The sequence below is a fragment of the Sphaerisporangium flaviroseum genome, from assembly GCF_039537005.1.
Lineage (GTDB): Bacteria > Actinomycetota > Actinomycetes > Streptosporangiales > Streptosporangiaceae > Sphaerisporangium > Sphaerisporangium flaviroseum.
This window is the reverse complement of record NZ_BAAAZR010000019.1, coordinates 210052-234165: the sequence shown is the minus strand read 5'-3', so window position 1 is coordinate 234165 and position 24114 is coordinate 210052. Positions and strand designations below refer to the sequence as shown.

Sequence of the window (24114 nt, the reverse complement as noted above, 5' to 3'; positions counted from 1 at the left end):
AGCATCGTAAGGTGTGGAGCTGACCGGTACTAATAGGCCGAGGACTTGACCACAAAGCTAAGTGTTGGGCTTGTGGGGTCATGGGTTTTGTGTGTGGTGGTGTGCTGCCGCCCCGGTTCTCTTCGCCGGGTCCCGGGTGCAGGCGCCGCCACGGCCATCACGATATGGTCCTGCAAGAACAGCGTGTTGCTCGCGTCCACTATGTGATCTCAGAGACAGCAAACTCTGGCCCTGTGCCTGGTTTGTGTGTTTCGAGGGGTTACGGCGGTCATAGCGAAAGGGAAACACCCGGTTACATTCCGAACCCGGAAGTTAAGCCTTTCAGCGCCGATGGTACTGCACCGGGGACGGTGTGGGAGAGTAGGACACCGCCGGACAATCATTCGCACCCCTACGGGGGTGCACCCAGGAAAGCCATCCACACACGTGGATGGCTTTTCTGCGTTCCAGACCTTTTCTGCGTTCCCGGACCTCTTCTTCACCGTCCAGGTCCCTCTCGTCGTGTCCGCCGAGCACCTTGTCGTTGGCCGCGGCTTGCCACGGTTCGTCGTCATCTTTTTGACACGGCCTCAATGGCTGGCGTCCAACCACCCCACCCGGAAGCCGGCAGGCTCCCGCTGGCAGTGGTGAGCAATGGATCAACAAGGCCCGGCGAGAAGGGGCCCCGGCTCACCCACCCGCCCAGGTCGCCCGCCGTAGCACGGCGCCGGATTCACCGCCCCGCTTCCCGCCGCGTCGGCGCCGCACCACACCACCCTGGCACCGGCGGTAATCCGCACCCGGGGCCCGTCGACTGAGCCTCAGCGAGCATGAACCCATGGAATGGGTTGGTGAGGAACCCATGGAATGGTTCGGCGAGAATGGGCCCCGGCTCACCCACCCACCCCCGGTTGCCCGCCGTAAACGGCGCCGAATTCACCGCCCCGCTTCCCGCCGCATCGGCGCCGGCTAATAGGTCTACCTGGCGCCGGTTGAGAAGTCCCACCGGGCGCTGTTTGGGAAGTCCCATCGGTGACGGGACCGCCGGCGGCGAGCCTTTCGTGACTAGACACGATCGCGAGCACGGAACCTGAAGAGGGCCACAGAGCTGGGTGGCCACAGGGCTGGATTGAGGTGAGGTCTTGGTGGTGGAGTCGAGGGGACAGGCGCAGATCACCTTGGGTGCTCGGGTGTTGTGTTGTGGCGTCGAAGCGACGGGAGGCGGCACGCGGTGAAGGTTGTGCCGATGCGCGGTGGGGACCGGGGGGTGGGTGGGCGAGTCGGGGCCCATTCTGGCCGGCCGTCCTTCTCCTCGGTCTTGCCGTCCTCCCACCAAGGACTCACGCCAATCCAGGCTTGTCCCTAACCACGCCAACGTACTGATCTAGTCGGCAAGATGGCCGGACAGACGATGGGGACGGACAACGGTCAGTGCCCGTAGCGCAGCATGAACTCGTGGCGGTATGAACGTGGAATGGTCGGAGAGAATGGGCCCAGGCTCACCCACCCACCCCGGTTGCCCGCCGTAGCACGGCACCGGATTCGCCGCCCCGCCTCCCGCCGCATAGGCGCGGACTAAAGGCCCACCGGGCGCCGGTTGAGAAGTGTTATCGGTGACGGGGGCTGTCGGCGGCAAGCCCTTCGCGACCAGGAACGATCGCGAGCACGGACCTGAAGAGGGCCACGTCGCTGGGGGCTACAACAGATTTCGTTCAGTGCCCGGATCGTGGATTGCGGCGCCGACGCAGTGGGAAGCGGGGCGGTGAATCCGGCGCCGTGCTACGGCGAGCAACCCGGGGCGGGCGGGTGAGCCGGGGCCCATTCTCACCGAACCAATCCACAGCAACATGCCCGCTAGTACTCGGTCGACCGGCTGCCGACGCAGATCACCTCCAGCGCCCCGATCGTGTGTCGCGGCGCCGATACGCGACGCAACCCGGCGCCGTGCTACGGCGGGCAACCGGGGGTGGGTGGGTGAGCCGGGGCCATTCGGGCCGGCCGTCTTTCCATTCGGTTCTTGCCGTCTTCTCACCAATAAAAGCTGAGGCCATTCCAGCCCTGACCGTGACCACGCCGCCGCACAGGCCCCAGCGGAACGAGACGGCCGGACAGACGATCGGGACGGGTAAAGGTCAGCCCGTAAGCGCAGCATGAAACCCGTAGCAGTCGGCGCGTCCCGTTGGGTTCGGGGCCTTGCTAGGCTGGAGGGGCCGGGCCACCCCACCACGGGTGGCCTTTGTCGCGTGAGGCGCCCAGGGCGCAGCGACAGAGTGAACGGGCCTGAGCCCCGCGGCCGGATGGACCGTCCCCTCCGCACATGGTCGGCGTGATGAAGACAACGCGGATCACGGTGGACGCGGTGAGCGAGCAACGAAGGACAGAAGTGAACAGAGATAACGGACGTGAGGACTTGGGCCGCCCCGAAGATGGTGGTCGCTCGGGCGGGGATCCCGCAGGGTCCCGCAGTGACCGCTCCGAGGGCGGCAGCAGCGGTCGGCCAAGTGCTGCCGACCGTGCCAGCGGCGGTGGCGAGGGACGCCCAGGCGACGGTCCGCGATACGGCGAGCGGCGCGAGGGCCGTCCCGCTGGCCCGTACGGGTCCCGCGACCGCGATTCTCGTGGAGGACGTCCGTTCCAGCGCGAAAACCGTGGTGGTGGCCGCCCAGCCGACCGTGAGGGTCAAGGCGCTCCCGGCGCGGGTCGCGACGACCGCGGCGAGCGTCCGAACCGCTCCTTCGGCCGGGATGCCCGGAGTGGTTCAGGCGGTGACCGTCCGTATGGCCGTGACGCGCGGGCTGGCTCTGGTGGCGACCGTCCCTATGGCCGTGACGCCCGGAGTGGTTCAGGCGGTGACCGTCCGTACGGTCGGGACGCGCGGGCTGGCTCTGGTGGCGACCGTCCCTATGGCCGTGACGCCCGGAGTGGCTCTGGTGGCGACCGGCGGGAAAGCGGGTCGGGGGGTTCCTCCGGCTGGCGTGATCGCGATGATCGCGGCGGGCGGCCATCCGGGCCTGGCGACCGTGGAGGACGTCCGTTCCGGCGCGATGACCGCGGGACCTCGGGCCCGCGTTCCTTCGGCGGTGAAGGCCGGGGTGACCGAGGTGGCCCAGGTGCGCGCCCGTACAACCGCGACGACCGTGGCGATCGCGAGAGCCGTCCGTACAACCGCGACGATCGCGGTGGCTCGGGCGATCGCTCGTTCGGCCGCGAGGGTCGAGACGACCGTGGCGGTGCCGGTGCTCGTCCCCCGTTCAACCGTGACGACCGGAGCGGCGGCCGTTCGTTCAACCGTGATGATCGCGGTGGTTCGGGTGAGCGTCGTCCGTTCAACCGTGATGATCGCGGTGGTTCGGGTGAGCGTCGTCCGTTCAACCGTGATGATCGCGGTGGTTCGGGTGAGCGTCGTCCGTTCAACCGTGACGACCGCGGTGGATCAGGTGAGCGTCGTTCGTTCAACCGTGACGATCGGGGCTCCTCCGGTCCTCGTGGCGGCTCGTACAGCGCGGGTGGTGAGCGTCCCTCCCGTGAGGGCGCCCGTCCGGAGTCCGGTCCTGGGGACCGGGGAGCGGGCCGCCCAGTGGGTTCCTCCGGCTGGCGTGACCGCGATGACCGTGGTGGTCGCCCTTCCGGCCGTGACGATCGTGGTGGTCGTCCCTTCAACCGCGACAGCCGTGAGGGTCGTCCGTTCCAGCGGGATGACAGGGGATCGGGCCCGCGTCCGTTCAGCCGTGAAGGACGCGACGACCGCGGTGGCGACCGTGGTGGAGCCGGCGCGCCCCCGTACCGCGACGATCGCTCTCAGCCCCGTGACGACCGTGGCGAGGGCGGGAGCCGCCCCTTCCAGCGCGACGACCGGGCCGCATCGGGACCCCGCCCGTTCAGCCGTGAGGGTCGCGACGACCGAGGCCCGCGTGGGGACCGCCCGTCTGGCGGCCAGGGCCGTTCGTTCGGGCACCGTGAGAGAGAGGGATACGGATCCCGCGACTCCCGGAGCGGCGCACCCCATTCCGACAGCGCGGGCTCGCGTGCACGGTACGGCCGCGATGGTGGCCGTCCGTTCGAAGGTGACAGGGATCGCGCTCCCCGCGAGGAGCGTGCCGCGCTGCCTGAGCTCGCGGCCGACATCACGCCCGATGAGCTGGAGAAGGACATACGCGACGAGCTGCGCTCCCTCCCCAACGACCTTGCGAACCTGATCGCCTGTCACCTGGTGGCTGCCGAGCGTGCGCTGGGAGACGACGACGCCACGCTCGCCTACGAGCACGCCAAGGTCGCACGGCGGTTCGCGGCGCGCATCGGAGTCATCCGCGAGGCCGTGGGCCTGGCCGCCTACCGGGCGGGGCACTACGCCGAGGCCCTCAGCGACCTGCGGGCGGCGCGGAGGATGACCGGGTCGGACGAGTTCCTGCCTATCATGGCCGACTGCGAGCGCGGCCTGGGGCGTCCCGAGCGTGCGCTCGATCTGGTCCGTTCCCGCGAGGCCGAGCGTCTCGACCGTGCGGGCCGTATCGAGCTGGCCATCGTCGAGTCGGGGGCCAGACGCGACCTCGGACAGCACGACGCGGCCGTCATCACCTTGCAGAGGGTGCCCGAGCTGCGCAATCAGGAGCCTCACCCCTGGTCGGCTCGCCTCGCCTTCGCCTACGCCGACGCTCTGGCCGAGGCGGGTCACGAGAGCGCGGCGGCCGACTGGTTCGAGCGCGCCATGATGTTCGACGAGAACGGTGAGACCGAGGCGGCCGAGCGGTACGCCGAGCTCACCGGCTCGATCATCGAAGACCTCGAAGAGGGTGACGGCGAGGATGGCGAGGACTTCCCCGTCGATCTCGATGACGACGACATCGACGTGGCGGTCGCCCCGGCACGCCGGCGTGACGAAACCCCGGAGGCCGACGGCACGGAACCGCCCGAAGCGGACGGCTCGGAGCCGATCGGCGAGGACGCGGCGCCCGGCGACGATGCCGAGCCCGGCGACGATGCCGAGCCCGGCGACGATGCCGAGCCCGGCGACGCCCCGCTGACCGGCGAGAACGAGGGTTCAGGCGACACCGGGGTGCTCCTCGATGAGACGCGATCCGGCGACGCGACGCCGACCCCCGATGACCCGCAGGCCCAGGGGCTGGTTCTCGATGAGCCGGAGTCAGGCGACGCCGGGGTGGTCGGCGATGAGCCGAAGCCCGACACGGCCGTGACCCGCGAGGGCCAAGGCGGGGTGATCGCGGAAGAGCCGGCCATCGCGGCCGGTGCCGAGCCCGCGGCGGCGAGCGTGCGTGGCGTACGAGCCCCGAACGTGCCGTCCGAGCAGGACGACGATGACGACCTCGCCGCGGCGGCCGGTCCTGGACTCAAGGCGGACCCTGGTTTCACGGCCGGGCCCGGTTTCAGTGCCACACCGGAAGTTGCTGCCGCTGCCGGTACCGCGGATGAAGGCGGTTCGCCTGCGGCTCCGGTGGCCAAGCCCGAGCTGAAGACCACACGGTTGGAGCCCGGGATGGCCCCCGCTTTCATCGAGCCCGACTTCGGTGTTTCGGCAGGGGCGATTCAGGGGGATGTTCTCGAGGACGACGACGTCGAGGGCGACAGGCCGCACAAGCGCGACGCCTGAGGCGTCAAGCGAGGCTGACGAGGGGTGGTGGGCGCCGCCTAACGTGAAGGCGTGCGGCGCCCGCCACCCATCGTTCCCACGTCGGATCGATCCTATGCATATGTATATGAATTGGAATTCGGCGTGGCATGGTCACGGGTTGCGAGCCTTGGTCCGGTCAAGCCAATGCATGATGCCGCTCACGTTCGACGGCGCGCCGCTGAGCAGCTCGAAGCGCTCCGCGGTCTCCTCGTTCTCGGAGGCCATCGCGGAGTAACGTTCGCGGGTCTTTTCCCGCACCATCGCCACCGCGTGGTCGAGGTCCATCCCTTCGGAGTGGGCCTGCCGGGTCAGGTCGACCCAGACCCGGAGCTCATCGGCCGAGCGCTCCAGCGTCGTGGCCACGTCGGCAACGGGCCCGTAGTGGCTGAAGAGCAGCCGCTGAGGGCCGAGAGCGCCGAACAGCGCCACCGAGTCGAGTGCCGTCTGGAGATCGAAGTCCGGCGGCGGGGTGGCGGGGCGCAGGTCGCCGGTCTCAGGAAGGTACACCCCGGCCGCGTCGCCGACGTACAGGTCTCCTGTGGCGGAGTCGAGCAGGCCGACGTGGTGCTTGGCGTGCCCGGGAGAGTAGTGGCTGGCGAGCTCGCGCCCACCCCCGAGGTCCACCGAGCCGGTGTCGCCCAGCGCCCGGATGCGCGCCGCGTCGGTCGGAGCCAGGGACCCGAAGAGGCTGTCCAGCTTGTCGCCCCAGACCATGCGGGCGCTGGCCATGAGGCGCGAGGGATCGGCGAGGTGCCGCGCGCCCTTCTCGTGTACCACGATCTCCGCGGACGGGTAGTAACCGGCGATGTCGCCGACGCCTCCGGCGTGGTCGAGGTGGATGTGCGTGACCACCACCGTGGCGAGGTCCTCCGGGCCGACTCCTAGCGAGGTGAGAGCGTCGCGCACCACCGGCGCGGACGTGGAGGTGCCCGTCTCGACGAGGCAGGGCCGGTCACCCAGGATCAGATAGCCGGCGGTGACTCCGGAATATCCGGCCATCCGTGTGTCGATCTCGTAGACGTCGCCGCCGAGCGGTGTGACGTTGTCCACAGGTCACTCCCTTGGTCCCTGAGTCCGAACCGCGTTCGCTGACGAGCGTAGGGCACCAAGAATGGCAGGGCCACGGGCGCGCCACGGGCGCGCCACGGGCGCTCGCACCGGGCCCTCGCTCCACGCGGCCCCGGTGATCCGGAACAGGCGTAGACCGGCCGGCGCCGATGGGGGGTGGCCCGCTTAGCCCGCCGTGGGTTGTCCACAGAATGGTCTTCGGATCCTCGGGGTGCCGGGACGCCGTCCGACAATGGGCCCCGTCCACGGCTCAGGAAGGGGATCCCATGCATCGCAACGAGGTGACGCTGGTCGGGCGGCTGTCCAGGCCGCCGAAGGACAAGGAGCTGCCGAGCGGCGACGTGATGACCATGTGGGGGCTTGCCGTGCGCCGGCCGCCTGAGCACCCCAGCGGGAAGAAGGCCGACGGCATCGCCTGCGTCACCTTCGATCCAGAGATCGGTGCCCGGGTGGCCCAGTGGCGGGTCGACGACGTGGTCAAAGTCCAGGGAGCGCTGCACCAGCGGTTCTGGGCCGGAGTGGGCGGAGGCACGAGCACGTACGAGGTCGAGGTCCACCACGCGAGCCTGCTGGAGCCCGGGCGGGCCTCCCTCGCCGCCGGCGAGAGCGCCGAACAGCCGGGGGAGACCATCGACCCGCCCGCAGGGACCACCAGAGAGCCCATCCACCCGGCCGAGGGAGACCCGACGGCTGTTCTGACCAACGCACCGAGCTCCCGAGAGGGTGAGCCTTGGGCTGGAGGGTCAGCCGGTGGCGAGGGTTCGGAGCGACGGACCGAATTGCCGTGGGGAGTGGTGGGTTGAGTGGTCGGCCGGTGGCGAGGGTTCGGAGCAACGGACCGAATTCCCGTGGGGAGTGGTGGGTTGAGTGGTCAGCCGGTGGCGAAGGTTCGGAGGACGAGGCCGGTGCGGGGTTTTGGGCCGAACGATGTGGATTTGCGGGGTACCTGCTCGCCCCCCGCGGCGATGGCGAGCACGTCCTCCACGGTCAGCGCCGGCACGATCACCGCCGTGCCCGACTGGTCGCGGGCCATCCTGATCGCCAGAGCGGGGTCGTGGTGCACGATCCGCACCGATTGCTCGTCGTCGTGCATGCCCCAGACCTTCGGCAGGAGGAACTCCGACAAGATCGAGGTGACCAGCGACTTCCACCGCGCCGATCGCGACGGGGGCATCGCATGGTCCACCTGGACCGGGTCGGGGTCGGTGAGCAGATGGCTCGGGCCGTTCCCGGCCAGCACGAACGCCGGGCCGACCGTCGAGGCGAGAGCCTTGAGCGCCTCGTCCACGTGGGGGAAGTCGTGCACCTGCCAGGCTCCCTTGGCCCGTGCCGCCGCCTCCTGCAGAGGAAGTCCGGGGATGACCCGGTGGATCGCCTTGAGCTCGGGCGGGTAGGCCTTCGAGTCCACGAGGAGCGCCAGACCGTAGTCCCACGGCCCGGGGCCGCGCCCCTGGGCGTGGTAGTCCCGCTGCAGGGCGAGGTAGGTGGCGTACCGGTGGTGGCCGTCGGCGATGAGCGCCCGGTGCCCGTAAAGATCGGACGCCACGGCGTCGAGCTCCGCGGGGTCGGTGAGGGTCCACAGGCGGTGCGCGATGCCGTCGTCCGTGCGCACGTCCACCAGAGGCGTCCGTGTCGTGGCCACCTCGTCCACCAGGCGTGAGGTGGCGCCACCATTGCCTTCGTACAGCAGGAAAATGGGTTCGAGGTTGCTTTCGGTGGTCCGCATGAGCGCGAGACGATCGGCCACGGTGCCGGGCATGACATTCTCATGGGGCAGCACGATGCGCTTATCCGGATCGGAGAGGCCGAGGTCGCCGATGAGGCCGCGCAGCAGTACGCCGGGGCCGCTCTGCTCGTAGACGTAAAGAGCAGGAAGATCATCGATGACGAGCACGCCGGAGTTGAGCCATGACAGCAAGGTCTCGCGGGCCTCGGCGTATCGATGCTGGTCGACGCCGGGAAGGATGAGACGTACCACGTTGTTGGAGTGGGCGTCCAGGAGGTCCTGGACGTCTTCTTGCGAGATGAGGTCGTACGGTGGGGAGGTGACTGCCGCCAGATCGTCGACTGCGAAGCGCACACCGCGGAATGGGTGGAGCACCAGTCCGTCAGGCGACGGCAGTTCAGGAATGGCCATACCGGGCATGGTGCCATAAAGGCCTGAGTCGCTTAGAGACAGCCCCGACGTCGTAGCGCTGCCCGGCTCGTCAGGAAGCCGGGATGAGTTGTCGTCAGAAGGAGGCCTCGAAAGATGGCACAGGGACGAAGCGGCCAGTCTGAATCCCCCGATTACGAGCCCAACGCTCCCGCGGGCGATGTCTACGAATGGTTCCAGCGGGGTGTAAAGCTGCTGAAGGACGGCAGCCCGGCCGCGGCGGCGGCGATCCTGGCGCGGGCCGCGGATGCGGAGCCGGAGTCACGCAGCATCCGGGAGGCGCTCGCCAGAGCACAGTTCAACTCACGTCGCTACGAGGACGCCGCCGACAGCTTCCGGTGGATCGTGGCGGCCAATCCGACCGAGGACTACGCCTATTTCGGCCTGGGCATGGCGCTGTGGCGCACCGGCGACATGGAGGCGGCGCAGGAGCCCTTGACCATAGCGGTGGCGATGCGTCCAGACCTTCGCGATTATGTTTCCGCATTAAAGCAGGTCAAAGCTACATTGCAAGCGAGGCAGGCGTGACGTTGATTCTGCCTTACGTCAAGAGTTCCTCCCTTTATCGGAAATAGTGGGTGCATGGAGACTGGACTGATCGACCGCTACGACACCCTGCTGCTCGATCTCGACGGGGTCGTCTATCTGGGCCGTGTAGCCGTGAAGGGAGCCCCTGAGGCGCTCACCCGCGCGCACGACACCGGAGTGCGGCTCGCTTACGTCACCAACAACGCTTCGAGAACCCCTGCGGCGATCGCGGAGCATCTCGTCTCGATCGGCGTGCCGGCCACGCCCGAGGACGTCGTGACCTCCGCGCAGGCCGCCGCCCGCCTGATCGCCGAGCGGGTCCCGCCCGGCTCGGCCGTGCTGGTGGTCGGGGGGATGGGGCTGCGTGTCGCCCTGCGAGCCCACGGGCTACGTCCCGTGACGACGGCGAAGGACAATCCAGCGGCCGTCGTGCAGGGGATCGCGCCCGATCTCTCTTACGGCCTGCTGTGCGAGGGTGCGCTCGCCGTCCGGCAGGGCGCCTGGTTCGTCGCCGCGAACGGGGACACGACCATGCCGACCAATCGCGGCGTGTTGCCCGGCAACGGGTCGATGACCCGTGTCATCGCCACCGCCACCGGGGTGGAGCCCGTCTCGGCGGGCAAGCCCGAGCCGCCGCTGCACCGGGAGTCGGTGCTGCGCACGGGAGCGGAGCGTCCGCTGATCGTGGGAGACCGGCTGGACACCGACGTCGAGGCGGCCACGCGGGCGGGGGTCGACAGCCTGCTCGTGCTGAGCGGCGTCACCGGCCCGCTCGACCTGCTCACCGCCCCACCCGAGCACCGGCCCACGTACATCGCCGCGGACGTGTCCGCGATCCACCTGCCGCCCGCGCCGGTCGAGGCCAGCGGCGACGAATGGACCAGGGAGGGCTGGACCGCGCGGTGGGACGCGGGCCGCCTGCGTCTGACGGGAGGCGGTGACGTCCTCGACGGGCTCCGCGTGGCGTGCGCCGCGGCCTGGGCCCACGCCGGAGACGGCCGCGCGGACGAGGACGACCTCAAGGAAGCCATGGAAACCCTCAAACCCTGACCCCCGCTCCCTCGTGGTGTCCCGTCTCTGAGGTGCTCGCGATCCGGCCCCTTCGTGGTGTCCCGTCTCCAGAGGAGTTCGCGATCCGGCCCCTTCGTGGTGTCCCGTCTCCAGAGGAGTTCGCGATCCGGCCCCCTCGTGGTGTCTTGTCTCTGAGGAGTTCGCGATCCGGCTCCCTCGTGGTGTCCCGTCTCCAGAGGAGTTCGCGACCCCGCCCCCGTGGTGTCCCGTCTCAGAGGAGTTTGCGGAGGCGGAGGAGGTCGCCGAGGCTGGCGTCGATCTTCACGCGTCCGCTGAGCAGGGCCCGCGCCATGTCGAGATCGCCGTTCACCATGGAGAGCAGGTCGTCGCTGGAGATCCGGATGCGCACCTCGGCGGGACGCCCGTCCACTGGAGGCAGGTCGGTGAACGCCTCGAGGCCGTCGTGATGGATCCGGCCGTAGAACGTCACGTCCAGGTCGGTGATCCGGCAGCTGAGGCGTCTGTCCACCACGTGCCTCGTGCGAGTCTCCTGATCAAGCTCGCCGAACTGCTCGGCGAGCTTGTCCAGCGCCGCCCGGCACTCGTCGACGGTCGCCATGCGTGGTACCCCTTCTCATCCGTCGGAGCTCGTTTGACATTCGGAAGGTAGCGTTCCACTTGAGTACTACGCGAAATCCGGCACGCGGGCGCAGCCTGGGGAGCGAAGAGCATCGTACGGTCGGCCGCTTCCTATACGGTCAAGGTCTACGACCATCATGTATGCGGCGGTCACCTGGCGCGCGATCACCCCAATCATGGCCGCGATCCGTGCCGTGACCAAGGGTGACACATCGGTCGTACACAGACGTGAGACCGTCGAGATGATGACACAGGCGGGTGGAGAGGGCGCATGACGGAGAGCGGCGAGGCCCGGGTGGCGGCCGTCCTGGCACGCCTGAGCGGCCTCGGCGACGTTCCCGTAGGGGAGCACGTCGCGGTGTTCGAGGAAGTGCTGAGCGGGCTGGAGGCGACCCTGGCCTCGGTGGGGGACGCGTCCCCCGCTCAGGGAGACGGCCGCCCGTGAGCCGTCGGATCCGTCTCGACAGTGAGCTTGTCCGGCGAGGTCTGGCGCGTTCCCGTGAGCAGGCCGCCGATCTGATCTCCGGCGGCCGGGTCAGCGTGGGCGGGCGCACGGCGGCCAAGCCGGCGACCCAGGTGGACACCGCCTCGGCCATCGTGGTGACGGACGCCGCCGAGGGCCCCGACTACGTCTCACGCGGGGCACACAAGCTCATCGGCGCGCTCTCGGCGTTCGGGCCGCGCGGCCTGAGCGTCGAGGGCCGCCGCTGCCTGGACGCCGGCGCCTCGACGGGCGGGTTCACCGACGTGCTGCTGCGCGCCGGCGTCGCCCACGTCCTCGCGGTCGACGTCGGGTACGGCCAGCTCGCCTGGCCGCTGCGCACCGATGAGCGGGTCACGGTCATGGAGCGCGTCAACGTCCGCGACCTCACCCCCGAGGTGGTGGGCGAGCCTCCCACTCTGGTCGTCGGTGACCTCTCGTTCATCTCGCTGCGCCTGGTGCTGCCCGCCCTGACGCGGTGCGCCGCGCCGGAGGCCGACTTCGTGATGCTGGTGAAACCGCAGTTCGAGGTGGGCAAGGAGCGAGTGGGGGCGGGCGGCGTCGTACGGGATCCCGCGCTGCGGGCCGGAGCGGTGCGGGACGTCGCCACGGCGGCCTCCGCGCTCGGCCTGGTGGTGCGCGGCGTGACCGCGAGCCCTCTGCCCGGCCCGTCGGGCAATGTCGAATATCTGATCTGGCTCGGGAAGGGCCCCGGGCCGGAGCCGGTCGCCGATCTCGACGCCGAGATCGAGCGTGCCGTGGTGGAAGGCCCTCAGTAGTGCCCGCCGGAAGAGCGGAGTGGACCATGGACAGCGCGAAGCGCACGGTGCTCATCACCGCCCACACCGGGCGTGAGCCCGCGGTCGACAGCGCGAGGCTGGTGATCCAGCGGTTCATCGAGGAGGGTTTCACGGTCCGCGTCATGGCGCCCGAGGCGGAGGAGATCGGCGTCCCGGGCATCGACGTGGTGCCGGGTAACCCCGCCGCCGCGGAGGACGCCGAGGTGCTGATCGTGCTGGGCGGCGACGGCACGCTGCTGCGGGCGGCCGAGCTCGCGCGCCCCGCCGGCACGCCGCTGCTCGGGGTCAACCTCGGGCATGTGGGGTTCCTCGCCGAGGCGGAGATGGCCGACCTCGCCGAGGCCGTCGACCGTGTCGTGACCGGCCGCTACACGGTCGAGGAGCGCATGACCATCGATGTGAAGGTCCGGGCCAACGGCGAGGTGCTGGCGTCCACCTGGGCCCTCAACGAGGCGAGCGTCGAGAAGCGCGACCGGATGCTGGAGGTCGTGGCCGAGATCGACGGACGCCCCCTGTCGCGGTGGGGGTGCGACGGCGTGATCTGCGCGACTCCGACCGGCTCGACCGCCTATGCCTTCTCGGCGGGCGGCCCGGTCGTCTGGCCCGAGGTGGAGGCGCTGCTGCTGGTGCCCAACAGCGCTCACGCGCTCTTCGCGCGCCCTCTGGTGGTGTCCCCGCGCTCGACACTGGCCGTTGAGCTCCTGCCCGGCACGCCCGGCGGCGTGCTTTGGTGTGACGGCAGGCGCCGCATCGACCTCCCGCCGGGTGTGCGGGTCGAGGTGCGACGCGCCGAGCTGCCCGTACGGCTGGCGCGGCTGCATGACGCCGACACGACCGGAGCCCCTTTCACCGACCGGCTCGTGGCGAAGTTCGACCTTCCCGTGCAGGGATGGCGGGGACGCGTACGAGGCTACGCGGCAGGCAGGTAAGACCATGGGCGAGAGCAGGGAACGATCAAGGCCGAACTGCGCGCGAGACCCGATCAGGGGCGCTGAGAACCCCCGGTCATCGAAAACCTTGGCGATTTCCGCGTAGGATCGACCCGCACGGAGAGGTGACCGAGCCAAGCCCCCATACGGTCCGGCGAGGTGCCCGATCGGAGGCAGCGCGGCGAAACGGCGGGAGGGACCCAGTGCGGCCACGGGTCGATGAGGTCCGGATCAAAGGGCTCGGGGTGATCGATGAGGCGGTCCTGAAGCTCTCATCGGGGTTCACCGTCGTCACAGGCGAGACCGGCGCGGGCAAGACGATGGTGGTGACCGGGCTCGGGCTGTTGTTCGGCGGCCGGGCCGACCCCACGCGTGTCCGGCCTGGTGCCGACCGCGCCATGGTCGAGGGCACCCTGATCGTGGAGCCCGGTGGCAGGGTCGCCCAGCAGGTGGAGGACGTCGGCGGCGACATCGAGGACGGCGAGCTCATCATCGCCAGGTCGGTCTCGACCGAAGGGCGGTCGCGGGCGTGGCTCGGCGGCAGGTCCGTGCCGGTCGGCACGCTGACCTACCTCGCCGAGGATCTGGTGGCCGTTCACGGCCAGATGGACCAGCAGCGGCTGCTCCAGTCCACCCGGCAGCGCGCCGCTCTCGACCGCTACGCGGGCGAGGAACTGGTCAAGCCGCTGCGCGCCTACACCCAGGCCTACAAACGCCACAAAGAGGTCAGCGAGACGCTCGAGGAGCTCACGACCAAGGCCAGGGAGCGCGCCCAGGAGGCCGACCACCTCCGCTTCGGCCTTGAGGAGATCGAGAAGGCCGACCCCAAGCCGGGCGAGGAGACCGAGCTCAAGCAGGAGGAGGAGCGCCTCGCGCACGCCGACTCGTTGAAGAACGCCGCCGTGACCGCGCACACCGCCCTGCTCGGCGATCCCATGGCCGGCGCCCAGGACGCGCAGGACGCCGTGTCACTGCTGGGGCAGGCCCGGTCGGTGGTGGAGGCCGTCAGGTCGTACGACACGACGCTGGGGGGCATCGGCGACCGGCTCGCCGAGGCCGGATACCTGGTCTCCGACGTCGCCACCGAGCTGGCGGCCTACGCCGAGTCGGTGGACGCCGACCCCGCCAGGCTGGCCGCGGTGCAGGAGCGCCGCGCGCTGGTCAACGGCCTCACCAGGAAGTACGGGGGCGACACCGCGGCCGTCCTGGCCTGGGCCAAGGACGCCGCCGCCCGGGTCACCGAGCTCGCGGGCGACGACGACCGCATCGCCGAGCTCACACGCGAGCACGACGAGCTGCTGACGCGGCTCACCGAGCTCGCGGCCGAGCTCACCGGCATCCGCACGGCCGCCGCCGAGCGGTTCGGCGCCGCCGTGACCGCCGAGCTGACCGCGCTCGCCATGCCGCACGCCGAGGTGGTCGTGGTGCTCACGCCGAGCGGCCAGTTCGGACCCGACGGGGCCGACGAGATCGAGCTGCGCATGACGGCGCACCCTGGCGCTCCCGCCCTGCCGCTCACCAAGGGCGCATCCGGCGGCGAGCTCAGCCGGGTGATGCTGGCCATCGAGGTCGTCTTCGCCGGTGCCGACCCGGTGCCGACCTTCGTGTTCGACGAGGTCGACGCCGGTGTGGGCGGCAAGGCCGCGGTGGAGATCGGCCGCCGCCTGGCCCGGCTGGCACGCACGGCCCAGGTCATCGTGGTGACCCACCTGCCGCAGGTCGCGGCCTTCGCCGACCAGCATCTGGTCGTGGAGAAGGCCAGCGACGGCCGGGTCGTCAGCAGTGGTGTCACCGCGCTCGACCGTGACGCCCGTACGAGGGAGCTGTCGCGCATGCTCGCCGGCCTGGAGGATTCCGAGCTCGGCCGCGCGCACGCCGAGGAGTTGTTGTCGATCGCGGCCGCCGACAAGGCGGCGAGCTGACCATAAGACGTAATGCTCCTGCTCAGGGGCATGCGGGCGATTCATCGGGGGTTGAGAACGCCCATGACCACGGGGCTACGTGTCCGCGGCCCGGCCACAGTGACATATCTGACACGCCGTGATGCGGGCAATTGTTGGTCGCACGCTCTGGCAGGATGGTTCGTGATGAAGGTGCCGACCTTGAAGGTTCAGGGCCTCCGCCGCAGGAAGGTGTCAGACCTTCCCGGGGTGACGGCAGTGGCGAGGATCGATCGGCGGACCAAGGGGTTGACCAAGCGCCTCAGGCCCGGAGAAATCGCGATCATCGATCACGTCGACGTCGACCGGGTGAGCGCGGAGGCGCTTGTCGCGTGCGGTGTCTCGGTGGTGGTCAACATCGCCGCGAGCATCAGCGGGCGCTATCCGAACCTCGGCCCCCAGATCCTGGTCAACGCCGGAGTGACGCTCATCGACGGCGCCACCCCCGAGGTGTTCGACCGCATCCGCGACGGTGACCTCATCCGCGTCCACGAGGGCCAGATCCACCTCGACGAGGAGCTCGTCGGCAAGGGCGAGGTGGTCACGGCCGAGAGCATCGAGGCCGCGATGGCCGAGGCCAGGGCGGGTCTGTCGATCCAGATCGAAGACTTCGCCATGAACACCATGGAGTACATCCGCCGCGAGCGCGATCTGCTGATCGACGGCGTGGGCGTGCCCGACATCGAGACCGTCATGGACGGCAAGCATGTCCTGGTCGTCGTGCGCGGCTACCACTACAAGGAGGACCTGGCCACCCTCCGTCCCTACATCCGCGAATACCGTCCCGTCCTGGTCGGCGTGGACGGCGGCGCCGACGCCCTGATGGAGGCCGGCTACCTGCCCGATCTCATCGTCGGCGACTTCGACTCGGTGTCCGAGCGCGTGCTGTGCTGCGGAGCCGAGCTTGTGGTGCACGCCTACCGCGACGGCCGGGCGCCCGGCCTCGAGCGGGTCGAGCAGCTGGGCCAGAAGGCCGTGATCTTCCCCGCCACCGGCACCAGCGAGGACATCGCGATGCTGCTCGCCGACGACAAGGGCGCGAGCCTGATCGTGGCGGTCGGCACCCACGGCACTCTGGTCGAGTTCCTCGACAAGGGCCGGTCGGGCATGGCGAGCACCTTCCTGACCCGGCTGCGGGTCGGCGGCAAGCTCGTGGAGGCCAAGGGGGTGAGCAAGCTTTACCGCAGCCGCATCTCGGTCGGCTCGCTGCTGCTCCTGGTGGCCACCGCTCTTTTCACCGTGGGCGTGGTCCTGTGGTTCTCGCCGATGGGCAAGGTCTGGCTGAACGGACTTCGGGACGCCTGGAATGGTTTCATCTTCTGGTTGGTCGGACTCTTCTCGTGATCGATTTCCGCTATCACCTCGTCTCCATCGTCGCGATCTTCCTGGCGCTCGCCGTGGGCATCGTGCTGGGCAGCACGGTCTTGAACGCACCACTGGTCGCGTCGACCGAGCGGGTCACCGCCCAGCTGCGTGTCGAGAAGGACGAGCTCCGCGCGCAGACCAGCCTGCTGCGGACGCGGGGCGGCGCCAGTGACGCCTTCGTCGCCGAGCGGCTCCCGCAGCTTGTGCAGGGTTCCCTGACCGGCGAGCACGTCGTGATCGTCGAGGCGCCCGGGGCCGCCTCCAACCTGCGCGACCCGCTGGAGCAGGTGCTCACCGCGGCGGGAGCCCTTGTCAGCGGGCGGGTCACGATCACCGAGAAGTTCCTCACCGCCGACCAGGCCGGTGCGGTCGACCAGCTCGCGACCACGGCCAAGCCCAGTGCGCTGGCCTTCTCCGCGAACGCCACGCCGTACGACAAGGCGGCGGCGGTGCTGGCCAGCGCCATCGTGACCCCCGACGAGGCCCAGGCCGACAAGGAGAATCCCTCGGCCACCGGGGTGCTCGCCTCTTTCGAGAGCGACGGCCTGGTCACCCTTGAGGGCGATCCCGGCAAGCGCGCGACGCTGGCCGTGGTGGTGGCGCCCGCCGCCCCGTACGAGGGGGATACCGCCGAGGCGCAGACCTCCGCCGTCGTCTCGCTGGCCGCGGGGCTGGACGAGGCCAGCCAGGGCGCCGTGCTCGCCGGAGTGGTGCCCACCTCGACCGCCGCGGGCGTGATCGCCGCGGTGCGCGCCTCCAGCGAGGTCTCCACGAAGGTGTCCACCGTCGACAACGTCGATATGGCCTTCGGGCAGGCCGTGGTGGTCTACGCTCTGCGGGAGCAGGCGGCCGGGGACGCCGCCGGGCAGTACGGGCTCGGCTCCGATGCCACGGCCCCCGAGCCGGCTCCCACGCCCACCCCCAGCCCCACCGAGGGCTCGGGCGGCTGACCTGTCCCTGACGACACCGTTTCCCGGCCCGCACGCCGGGCGCTCCTGACGAAGAGGGATCTGCTGTGGCCCATCGCTCCTGGCTCGGTGCACTGGCGGGCGCGGCCCTCGGCGCCGTCGCGGCCCGTACCGCCTACGCCGCCTTCACCCGGCGCCCGCCGATCGGCGACGAGAAGACCTGGACGCGCACCAACCATCGCGGCGAGCCGATCACCCTGCTGGAGGGGCCCGCCTTCGTGGCCGGCGCGGGCGCGGCCGCCGCGCTGGCTCCCGGCCTGCCCGCTCGGGTACGCGCCGCCGCGCTGATCGCCGGAGTGGGCGGCGGCGCGCTCGGCGCGTACGACGACCTGCACGGGGGCGCCTCGTCCAAGGGGTTCAAGGGTCATCTGAGCGCCCTGGCGCGTGGCGAGGTGACCAGCGGCGCCGTGAAGATCCTCGGCATCGGCGCGGCGGGCCTGGTGGCCGCGGCTCTGCTGCCCCGCGATCCCCGGCAACGGGCGGGAGGGCCCGCCGCATGGGCCGTGGACACCCTGGTCGACGGCGCCGTGATCGCCGGCGCCGCCAACCTGGCGAACCTGTTCGATCTTCGTCCCGGCCGTGCCATCAAGGTCGGGCTGCTGACCGGCACGCCCCTGCTCGTGGCGTCACTGGCCAAGGGCGCCACTGCCGGTGCGGCCCTCACGGCCGTGCCGCTCGGCGCCGCGGCCGCCCTCCTGCCGGAGGACCTGGGCGAGCGCGCCATGCTCGGCGACGCGGGGGCCAACGCACTGGGCGCGTTGCTCGGGGTCGCCGCCGTGACCGGGCTCCGGCGTCCTTCCCGCCTGGCCGTGCTGGGCGTGGTGGCGGCGCTCACCGCCACCTCAGAGAAGGTCAGCTTCACCAAGGTCATCGCCGGCAACCCGGTGCTCCACCGCCTCGACATGCTGGGCCGCCGCCCCGCATGATCAAACGGGTCGGCCAGGGCGTCGCCGCCGCGGCGGTCCTGATCGGGGTCATCACGATCCTGGCGCGGGTGGTCGGGTTCGCCAAACAGTTGGTCCTCGCTCGTACGGTCGGGACCAACTGCCTTGCCACGGCCTACTTCACCGCCAACCAGGTGCCGAACATCGTCTTCGAGGTCGTGGTGGGCGGCGCGCTCGCCGGGATGGTCGTCCCCGTGCTCGCGGGAGCGGCGTCCCGCTCGCTCACCCCCGTGGCGTCCGCTCCGGCCGGTGGGGCTTCGCCCCTTGGGGCCGGGGCCGCGGACGACGCTCAGGCCGAGGCCGGGCGGGTCACCTCGGCGCTGCTCACCTGGGTGCTGGTGCTGCTCGTCCCGCTGAGCGTCGTCACGGCGCTGGCCGCCGGCCCGGTGATCCGGCTGCTCGCCGGGGACGTGGAGGGGTGCGCGACCGGAGACCTGCTGTCGGTCGCGACCCGCATGCTGGTCGTCTTCGCGCCGCAGATCCCTCTGTACGGCCTGGCGGTCGTGCTCTATGGCGTGCTGCAGGCCCATCGGCGGTTCACCGGCCCGGCCGTGGCCCCCCTGGTGTCCAGCCTGGTGGTGATCGTCGCCTATCTCGCCTTCGTGCCGCTCAGCGCGGGGGTGCAGGACCCGCTGTCGGCTGTCCCGCGCCCGGCGGAGCTGGCCCTGTCCGTCGGCACGACCCTGGGCGTGCTCGCCCTGGTGGTCACCGTGGTGGGCCCGTCCTCCCGGCTGGGCCTGCGGTTGCGGCCGACCCTGCGTTTCCCCGAAGGCGTCGCCGTACGGGTCCGCCGTCTCGCGGTGGCGGGGCTCAGCGCCCTGGTCGCCCAGCAGGCGGCCATGGCCCTTGTGGTCTGGCTCGCCAACCGGGAGGTGGGGGCGGGAGGGCTGGCCGGGTACAACTACGCCTGGGCGATCTATCAGGTGCCCTACGCGGTGCTGGCGGTGCCCATCGCGACGAGCGTGTTCCCCGCGCTTTCCGCGCGCGCCGAGCGTGCGGACGCGGACGGCTTCGCCACCCTGTCCGCGCGGACCACCCGGGCCGTCGTGCTGGTCTCCGGGCTCGCGGCCGGCGCGCTCGCGGCCGTGGCGGCGCCGGTGGCGGCGGTGTTCGTCGACGGCATGGCCAGCGACGTCCACGCTGACGAGCTCGCCAGGTCCATCGCGCTGTTCGCTCCCGGGCTGATCGGGTACGGCCTGGTGGCCCACCTGAGCCGTGTGCTCTACGCCGACGGAAGGGGCCGGGCGGCGGCCACCGGCACGGTGCTCGGCTGGCTGACGGTCATGGCCGCGCAGACCGCCTTCGCGCTGGCCTTTCCTTCCCCGTGGAAGCTCGGTGGGCTCGCCCTGGGCAGCGCCGCGGGCATGACGGCCGGCGGTGCGCTGCTGCTGGCGGCGGTCGCCCGTACCCGGGGCCCGGCGGCGCTGGCCGGCGTGGGACGCGCGCTGCTCACCGCCGTGCTGGGCGGCGGTGCCGGTTTCCTGGCGGGTCTGTGGGTCACCACGCGCCTGAGCGTCCAAGGACCGATCCCCAACGCGGGCGTGGCGGCGGTGGCCGGTCTGACGGCGGTGGCCGTGGCCGCAGGGGTCGCGTTCGCGGTGGACAGGCGGGACCTGGCATCGGTGATCTCCGGCGTGCGGGGGAACCGCGCGGAGGGTGACGCCGCGGGCCGGCGGGCACCCGATGAGACTCGGCGGGACGACACGCGTGAAGGGATCGATGGGGATGGCTGACGTGGCACAGCGCGTGGTCCTGGTGCTCGGGACCAGTGCCGGCGGGGTCGGGCGGCACGTGCGGATGCTCGCCGAAGGGCTGACCGGCGAAGGGTTCCAGGTCGTCGTGGCCGGTCCCGCGAGTACCGATGAGGCGTTCGGCTTCTCCGGCACCGCCCGTTTCGCCGAGGTCGCCATCTCCGACCGGCCGCGTCCGGTGAGCGACCTGCGTGCGGTGGCACGCCTGAGGACGCTGGTCGCCGGGGCGGACGTCGTGCACGCCCATGGGTTGCGAGCGGGAGCGATCACGGCATTGGCCCTGACGGGTCGCCGTACCGGCCTGGTGGTCACCCTGCACAACGCGCTGACCGCCAAAGGCGTGATCGGCATGATTTACCGGGTTCTGGAGGGCGTCGTCGCCAGAAAGGCTGATCAGGTGCTGGTCGTCGCGCCTGATCTGGGGGAGCGGATGACCGCCCGTGGCGCCCGGAGCGTCGCGCCCGCGGTCGTCCCCGCGCCACCCCTCCGGCCGCCCCGGAGAACGGCCGCCGAGGTCCGCGCCGAGCTGGAATCGGACGGCCCCGCCGCCGCGGGCCGTCCGATCGTTCTCACCATCGCCCGGCTTGCCCAGCAGAAGGGCCTGGAGACGCTGCTGGACGCCGCGCGGGGCCCGTACGCGGCCGACGCCGGCCCCCTCTTCGTGGTGGCGGGGGAGGGGCCGCTGCGCGGCGAGTTGCAGGCGCGGATCGACGAGGAGGGGCTTCCCGTCCGGCTGCTGGGCGATCGCACGGACATCGCCGATCTGCTCCAGGTGGCCCACGCCGTCGTCGTCGCGAGCCGCTGGGAGGGACAGCCGCTGTCCGTGCACGAGGCGCTCCGGGCGGGCAGGCCGATCATCTCCACGGCGGTGGGCGGCATCCCCGCCATGGTCGGCGACGCCGCCATCCTGGTACCGCCGGGCGACGCGGCGGCCCTGCGCGGGGAGATCGCCAGGCTGCTCGCCGACCCGGCGCTCGCCGGTCGCCTCTCCGCCGCCGCGGCGGCGCGCCCGCTGCCGGACGCGCAGGCCGCGCTCCGGGCCGTACGGGAGGTGTACGCGGCGCTCCGCCGCCACGGACGCTGAGATAGGGGGCGGTGGAAGCCGATCGAGGACCGTCCGGATCGGGAATTCGCCGGTGTCGTTCAAGGGCTGATTAGGTGAGGCTTATGTGCTCGCCTATACTCCTCGTCTGAGGGGGGGAGTATCCCTTCGCGACAGCCTCGTCATCACGGTACGTCCCTTACGGCGTACCCGGGGCTGCCGGTCCGAGGCCTTCGTGGCGCGGGCGGGAGAGACCTCCGGCACTTTGACGCGGGCCGGAGGTTTGTCTTGGACGTTTCCGTATGGGCATGGGCGGCGGTCATCGGCGGGTTGCTGGTGGTCCTCGCCGTCGATCTGTGGATCGTCGATCGAGGTGAACCACGCGAGTTCACGATGAGGCAAGCCGGCTTCTGGGTCGGTTTTTATGTCGGGCTCGCCATTTTGTTCGGCATCGGGCTCTTCGTCGTAGAGGGCGCCGACAAGGCCGGTGAGTTCCTCGCCGGTTACCTCACTGAATACAGTCTGAGCGTCGACAACCTGTTCGTCTTCTACATCATCATGGGGCGCTTCGCGGTTCCCAAGCTGTACCAGCACAAGGTCCTGCTGGTCGGGGTCCTGATGGCCCTGGTGATGCGCGGTGTGTTCATCCTCGTCGGCGCCGCGGCCCTGGAGCGTTTCAGCTGGTTGTTCTACGTGTTCGGCGCGTTCCTGCTCTACACCGCCATCAACATGATCCGCGGGCACGACCAGGAGGAGTTCAAGGAGAACCTGCTGTTGCGGGTGGTGCGGCGGGTCTTCCCCACCACCGACGGCTTCGTGGGCTCGAAGGTCACCACCCGGATCAACGGGCGTCGCATGGTGACCCCCATGCTGATCGTGATGGTGGCCATCGGCACCACCGACCTGCTGTTCGCCCTCGACTCGATCCCGGCCATCTTCGGTCTGACGCAGGAGGCGTTCATCGTCTTCACCGCCAACGCGTTCGCCCTGATGGGACTGCGTCAGCTGTACTTCTTGCTGGGCGGGCTGTTGCAGCGCTTGGTGTACATCAGCTACGGTCTGTCGTTCATTTTGGGCTTCATCGGGGTTAAGCTCATCATGGATGCCTTGCACGACAGTGATGTCTCCTGGGCGCCGCAAGTTCCGATCTGGGTCTCCCTTTCGGTCATCGGCGTCACGATGGTGGTCACCACCGTGGCCAGCCTGATCAAGGCCAAGCGCGACAAGCGTGCCGGCGACGCCACCGCCCCTGCAGAGGTGTCCCAGGGGTAGCGAATTGGTGCTTGAGGCGATTTGCTTGTCTCGAATTGCTATGCGAGTGCTGTGAGATGGGTAGCATTCGGCGACAAGTCACAAACCGGTCTCTGGCCGCAAACATCCCTAAAGGTTCCTCGTGTCCAACGATTCGCCAAGCCACAGTCGCCGCCGCGTGCGGTTGGCACGTGGTGTATCTCCCTGGCTGGCCCCAACGGTGGCCGCCGCCGCCATCTCGGCGGCGATGGCCCGGCGGTCGCGGCCGTGGGTGCTCGCGGCGGCTCCGCTGACCGCCCTCACCGGCGCGATGCTGTGGTTCTTCCGTGACCCCGACCGCGACCTCGGCACCGGGACGGTGCTGAGCCCCGCCGACGGCGTGGTTCAGAGCATCGACCCTCAGCCCGACGGCCGTATCCGTGTGGCGATCTTCATGAGCCCGCTCGACGTGCACGTGAACCGGGCGCCGCTCGACGGCACGGTGACCTCGATGCGGCACATGCCGGGCGGGTACAAGCCCGCCTTCAACAAGGACAGCGACCAGAACGAGCGGGTCGTCTGGCGTTTCGACACCGCGCTGGGCGACCTCGAGTTGGTGCAGATCGCGGGAGCCGTGGCGCGCCGTATCGTGCCGTACGTCGGTATGGGTGCCAAGGTTTCGCGAGGCGAGCGAATCGGGCTGATCCGGTTCGGCTCGCGGGTTGACATCTACCTTCCAGAGGGGATCGCCCCAGCGGTGAGCGTGGGGCAGCGGACGACGGCAGGAGTGACTCGCATTGACCGCGGCTGACGCAGGCTGGTCCATGGAGGGCCTGGACGAGGACGAAGAACCACGAGGACCGGTCGGGAAGGCGTTCCGGCTGTCCGCCGCCGACTCCCTTTCCCTGGGCAACGCGATGTGCGGGTTCCTGGCCGTATGCGTGCTGGCGTGGTCGGCGATCACCCAACTGCAGGCTCATGGGGAGTTCCGTCCGGATCCGCGCTACTTCGCCACCGCCATCGTGCTGCTTCTGGTCGGCGCGACCTGTGACCTGTTCGACGGCCTGGTCGCCAGGAAGTTCCGGGCCTCGGCCATGGGAGCCGAGCTCGACAACCTCGCCGATGTGATCAGCTTCGGCTTCGCCCCCGCCTTCATGGTGGTCGCCTGGGCGGGCTTCTCCCACAAGCTCCCGCTGTGGGTGGTGCTCTGCGCCGCCGTCTCCCTCCTCGTGGCGGGTGTCGTACGGCTGGCGCGCTTCGCCTGCGTGAAGACCAAGAGCGGCGACTTCATGGGGCTGCCCATCCCGATGGGCGCCATGACCGTGGTGTCGATCGTGCTGCTGTTCGAGCCGTCGTACGTCACGGTGATCGGAATCTTCGCGGTGGCCTGGCTCATGGTGAGCCGCATCGAGTACCCCAAGCCCAAGGGCAACCTCGCGGCCGTCGTACTGGCCTGGATCATGGTGAACGTCGCCTGCCTGACCATCTGGGCGGCCGACCTGTCCGGTGGCGACCTGCTCATCCAGATCGGCGCCTCCATGCAGATCGCGCTGGTGTCGGCGATCCCGCTGCGGGTGCTGATGTTCAAGCGCGAGCAGCGCAAGGAGCGCAAGGAGACCGAGACCGCCATCCGGTAGCTCCATAGAACGGCGAAACGG

Annotated in this window: 20 protein-coding genes and 1 rRNA gene; 18 read left to right on the top strand and 3 right to left on the bottom strand. The window is 70.2% G+C overall.

Translation table 11 applies throughout. The annotated features are described in order from the left end of the window. The first annotated feature begins 260 nt into the window (after positions 1-260). From rrf to ABD810_RS25535, 3 genes are all read left to right on the top strand, one after another. Positions 261-377, top strand: a 5S ribosomal RNA gene (gene rrf, locus ABD810_RS25545). 2067 nt (positions 378-2444) lie between these two features. Further along, on the top strand, positions 2445-4175 hold the full coding sequence (locus tag ABD810_RS25540; protein WP_344945419.1) for a hypothetical protein: 1731 nt from the start codon (positions 2445-2447) through the stop codon (positions 4173-4175). 14 nt (positions 4176-4189) lie between these two features. Further along, positions 4190-5584 (top strand): hypothetical protein, encoded by a 1395-nt coding sequence (locus ABD810_RS25535; protein WP_344945416.1) that lies wholly within the window; start codon positions 4190-4192, stop codon positions 5582-5584. A 132-nt stretch (positions 5585-5716) separates the two neighbouring features. On the opposite strand, the gene ABD810_RS25530 is transcribed toward ABD810_RS25535, so the two are convergent. Then, entirely contained in the window at positions 5717-6655 is a 939-nt protein-coding gene (locus tag ABD810_RS25530; protein WP_344945413.1) for an MBL fold metallo-hydrolase, read from the bottom strand. Between the two features lie 284 nt (positions 6656-6939). On the opposite strand from ABD810_RS25530, the gene ABD810_RS25525 reads away from it, so the two are divergent. Further along, positions 6940-7476 (top strand): single-stranded DNA-binding protein, encoded by a 537-nt coding sequence (locus ABD810_RS25525; protein ID WP_344945410.1) that lies wholly within the window; start codon positions 6940-6942, stop codon positions 7474-7476. A gap of 68 nt (positions 7477-7544) precedes the next feature. On the opposite strand, the gene ABD810_RS25520 is transcribed toward ABD810_RS25525, so the two are convergent. Beyond that, complete coding sequence (locus ABD810_RS25520) at positions 7545-8810, bottom strand: DUF1015 family protein (protein WP_344945404.1); 1266 nt, start codon at positions 8808-8810, stop codon at positions 7545-7547. A 114-nt stretch (positions 8811-8924) separates the two neighbouring features. On the opposite strand from ABD810_RS25520, the gene ABD810_RS25515 reads away from it, so the two are divergent. Next, entirely contained in the window at positions 8925-9356 is a 432-nt protein-coding gene (locus tag ABD810_RS25515) for a tetratricopeptide repeat protein (protein ID WP_344945400.1), read from the top strand. Between the two features lie 54 nt (positions 9357-9410). After that, the gene (locus ABD810_RS25510; RefSeq protein ID WP_344945394.1) at positions 9411-10406 is read left to right on the top strand and encodes an HAD-IIA family hydrolase; all 996 of its coding nucleotides are present in this window, start codon (positions 9411-9413) and stop codon (positions 10404-10406) included. A 232-nt stretch (positions 10407-10638) separates the two neighbouring features. Here the strand turns inward: ABD810_RS25510 and ABD810_RS25505 are convergent, their stop codons facing one another. Beyond that, positions 10639-10986 carry an SCP2 sterol-binding domain-containing protein gene (locus tag ABD810_RS25505; RefSeq protein ID WP_344945389.1) on the bottom strand — a complete coding sequence of 116 codons (348 nt, stop codon included), beginning with the start codon at positions 10984-10986 and terminating at the stop codon, positions 10639-10641. 291 nt (positions 10987-11277) lie between these two features. Between ABD810_RS25505 and ABD810_RS25500 the strand changes: the two genes are divergently transcribed. The 12 genes from ABD810_RS25500 to pssA all read left to right on the top strand — a co-directional run bounded on the left by ABD810_RS25500 (position 11278) and on the right by pssA (position 24093). Next, positions 11278-11451, top strand: a complete 174-nt coding sequence (locus ABD810_RS25500; RefSeq protein WP_344945385.1) for a hypothetical protein — start codon at positions 11278-11280, stop codon at positions 11449-11451. Further along, positions 11448-12266, top strand: coding sequence for a TlyA family RNA methyltransferase (locus ABD810_RS25495; RefSeq protein WP_344945381.1), 819 nt, complete (start codon positions 11448-11450; stop codon positions 12264-12266). Before ABD810_RS25500 ends, ABD810_RS25495 begins: the two co-directional genes overlap by 4 nt. A gap of 26 nt (positions 12267-12292) precedes the next feature. Beyond that, positions 12293-13216 (top strand): NAD kinase, encoded by a 924-nt coding sequence (locus tag ABD810_RS25490; RefSeq protein WP_344945379.1) that lies wholly within the window; start codon positions 12293-12295, stop codon positions 13214-13216. A 203-nt stretch (positions 13217-13419) separates the two neighbouring features. After that, positions 13420-15138 carry a DNA repair protein RecN gene (recN, locus tag ABD810_RS25485; protein WP_344945376.1) on the top strand — a complete coding sequence of 573 codons (1719 nt, stop codon included), beginning with the start codon at positions 13420-13422 and terminating at the stop codon, positions 15136-15138. Between the two features lie 165 nt (positions 15139-15303). Further along, positions 15304-16500 carry a putative cytokinetic ring protein SteA gene (gene steA / locus ABD810_RS25480; protein ID WP_344945461.1) on the top strand — a complete coding sequence of 399 codons (1197 nt, stop codon included), beginning with the start codon at positions 15304-15306 and terminating at the stop codon, positions 16498-16500. Next, complete coding sequence (locus tag ABD810_RS25475) at positions 16497-17471, top strand: copper transporter (RefSeq protein WP_344945373.1); 975 nt, start codon at positions 16497-16499, stop codon at positions 17469-17471. The genes steA and ABD810_RS25475 overlap by 4 nt, the downstream gene beginning before the upstream one ends. Positions 17472-17536: 65 nt before the next feature. After that, positions 17537-18415, top strand: coding sequence for a hypothetical protein (locus tag ABD810_RS25470; RefSeq protein WP_344945370.1), 879 nt, complete (start codon positions 17537-17539; stop codon positions 18413-18415). Beyond that, complete coding sequence (gene murJ, locus ABD810_RS25465; RefSeq protein WP_344945367.1) at positions 18412-20166, top strand: murein biosynthesis integral membrane protein MurJ; 1755 nt, start codon at positions 18412-18414, stop codon at positions 20164-20166. Before ABD810_RS25470 ends, murJ begins: the two co-directional genes overlap by 4 nt. Then, the gene (locus ABD810_RS25460) at positions 20159-21268 is read left to right on the top strand and encodes a glycosyltransferase (protein ID WP_425566952.1); all 1110 of its coding nucleotides are present in this window, start codon (positions 20159-20161) and stop codon (positions 21266-21268) included. Before murJ ends, ABD810_RS25460 begins: the two co-directional genes overlap by 8 nt. Before the next feature lie 246 nt (positions 21269-21514). Further along, positions 21515-22498 carry a TerC family protein gene (locus ABD810_RS25455; RefSeq protein WP_344945362.1) on the top strand — a complete coding sequence of 328 codons (984 nt, stop codon included), beginning with the start codon at positions 21515-21517 and terminating at the stop codon, positions 22496-22498. Positions 22499-22619: 121 nt separating this feature from the next. Then, positions 22620-23267 carry a phosphatidylserine decarboxylase gene (locus ABD810_RS25450; protein ID WP_344945359.1) on the top strand — a complete coding sequence of 216 codons (648 nt, stop codon included), beginning with the start codon at positions 22620-22622 and terminating at the stop codon, positions 23265-23267. Then, entirely contained in the window at positions 23254-24093 is an 840-nt protein-coding gene (pssA, locus tag ABD810_RS25445) for a CDP-diacylglycerol--serine O-phosphatidyltransferase (RefSeq protein ID WP_344945356.1), read from the top strand. Before ABD810_RS25450 ends, pssA begins: the two co-directional genes overlap by 14 nt. The last annotated feature ends 21 nt before the right edge of the window (positions 24094-24114 follow it).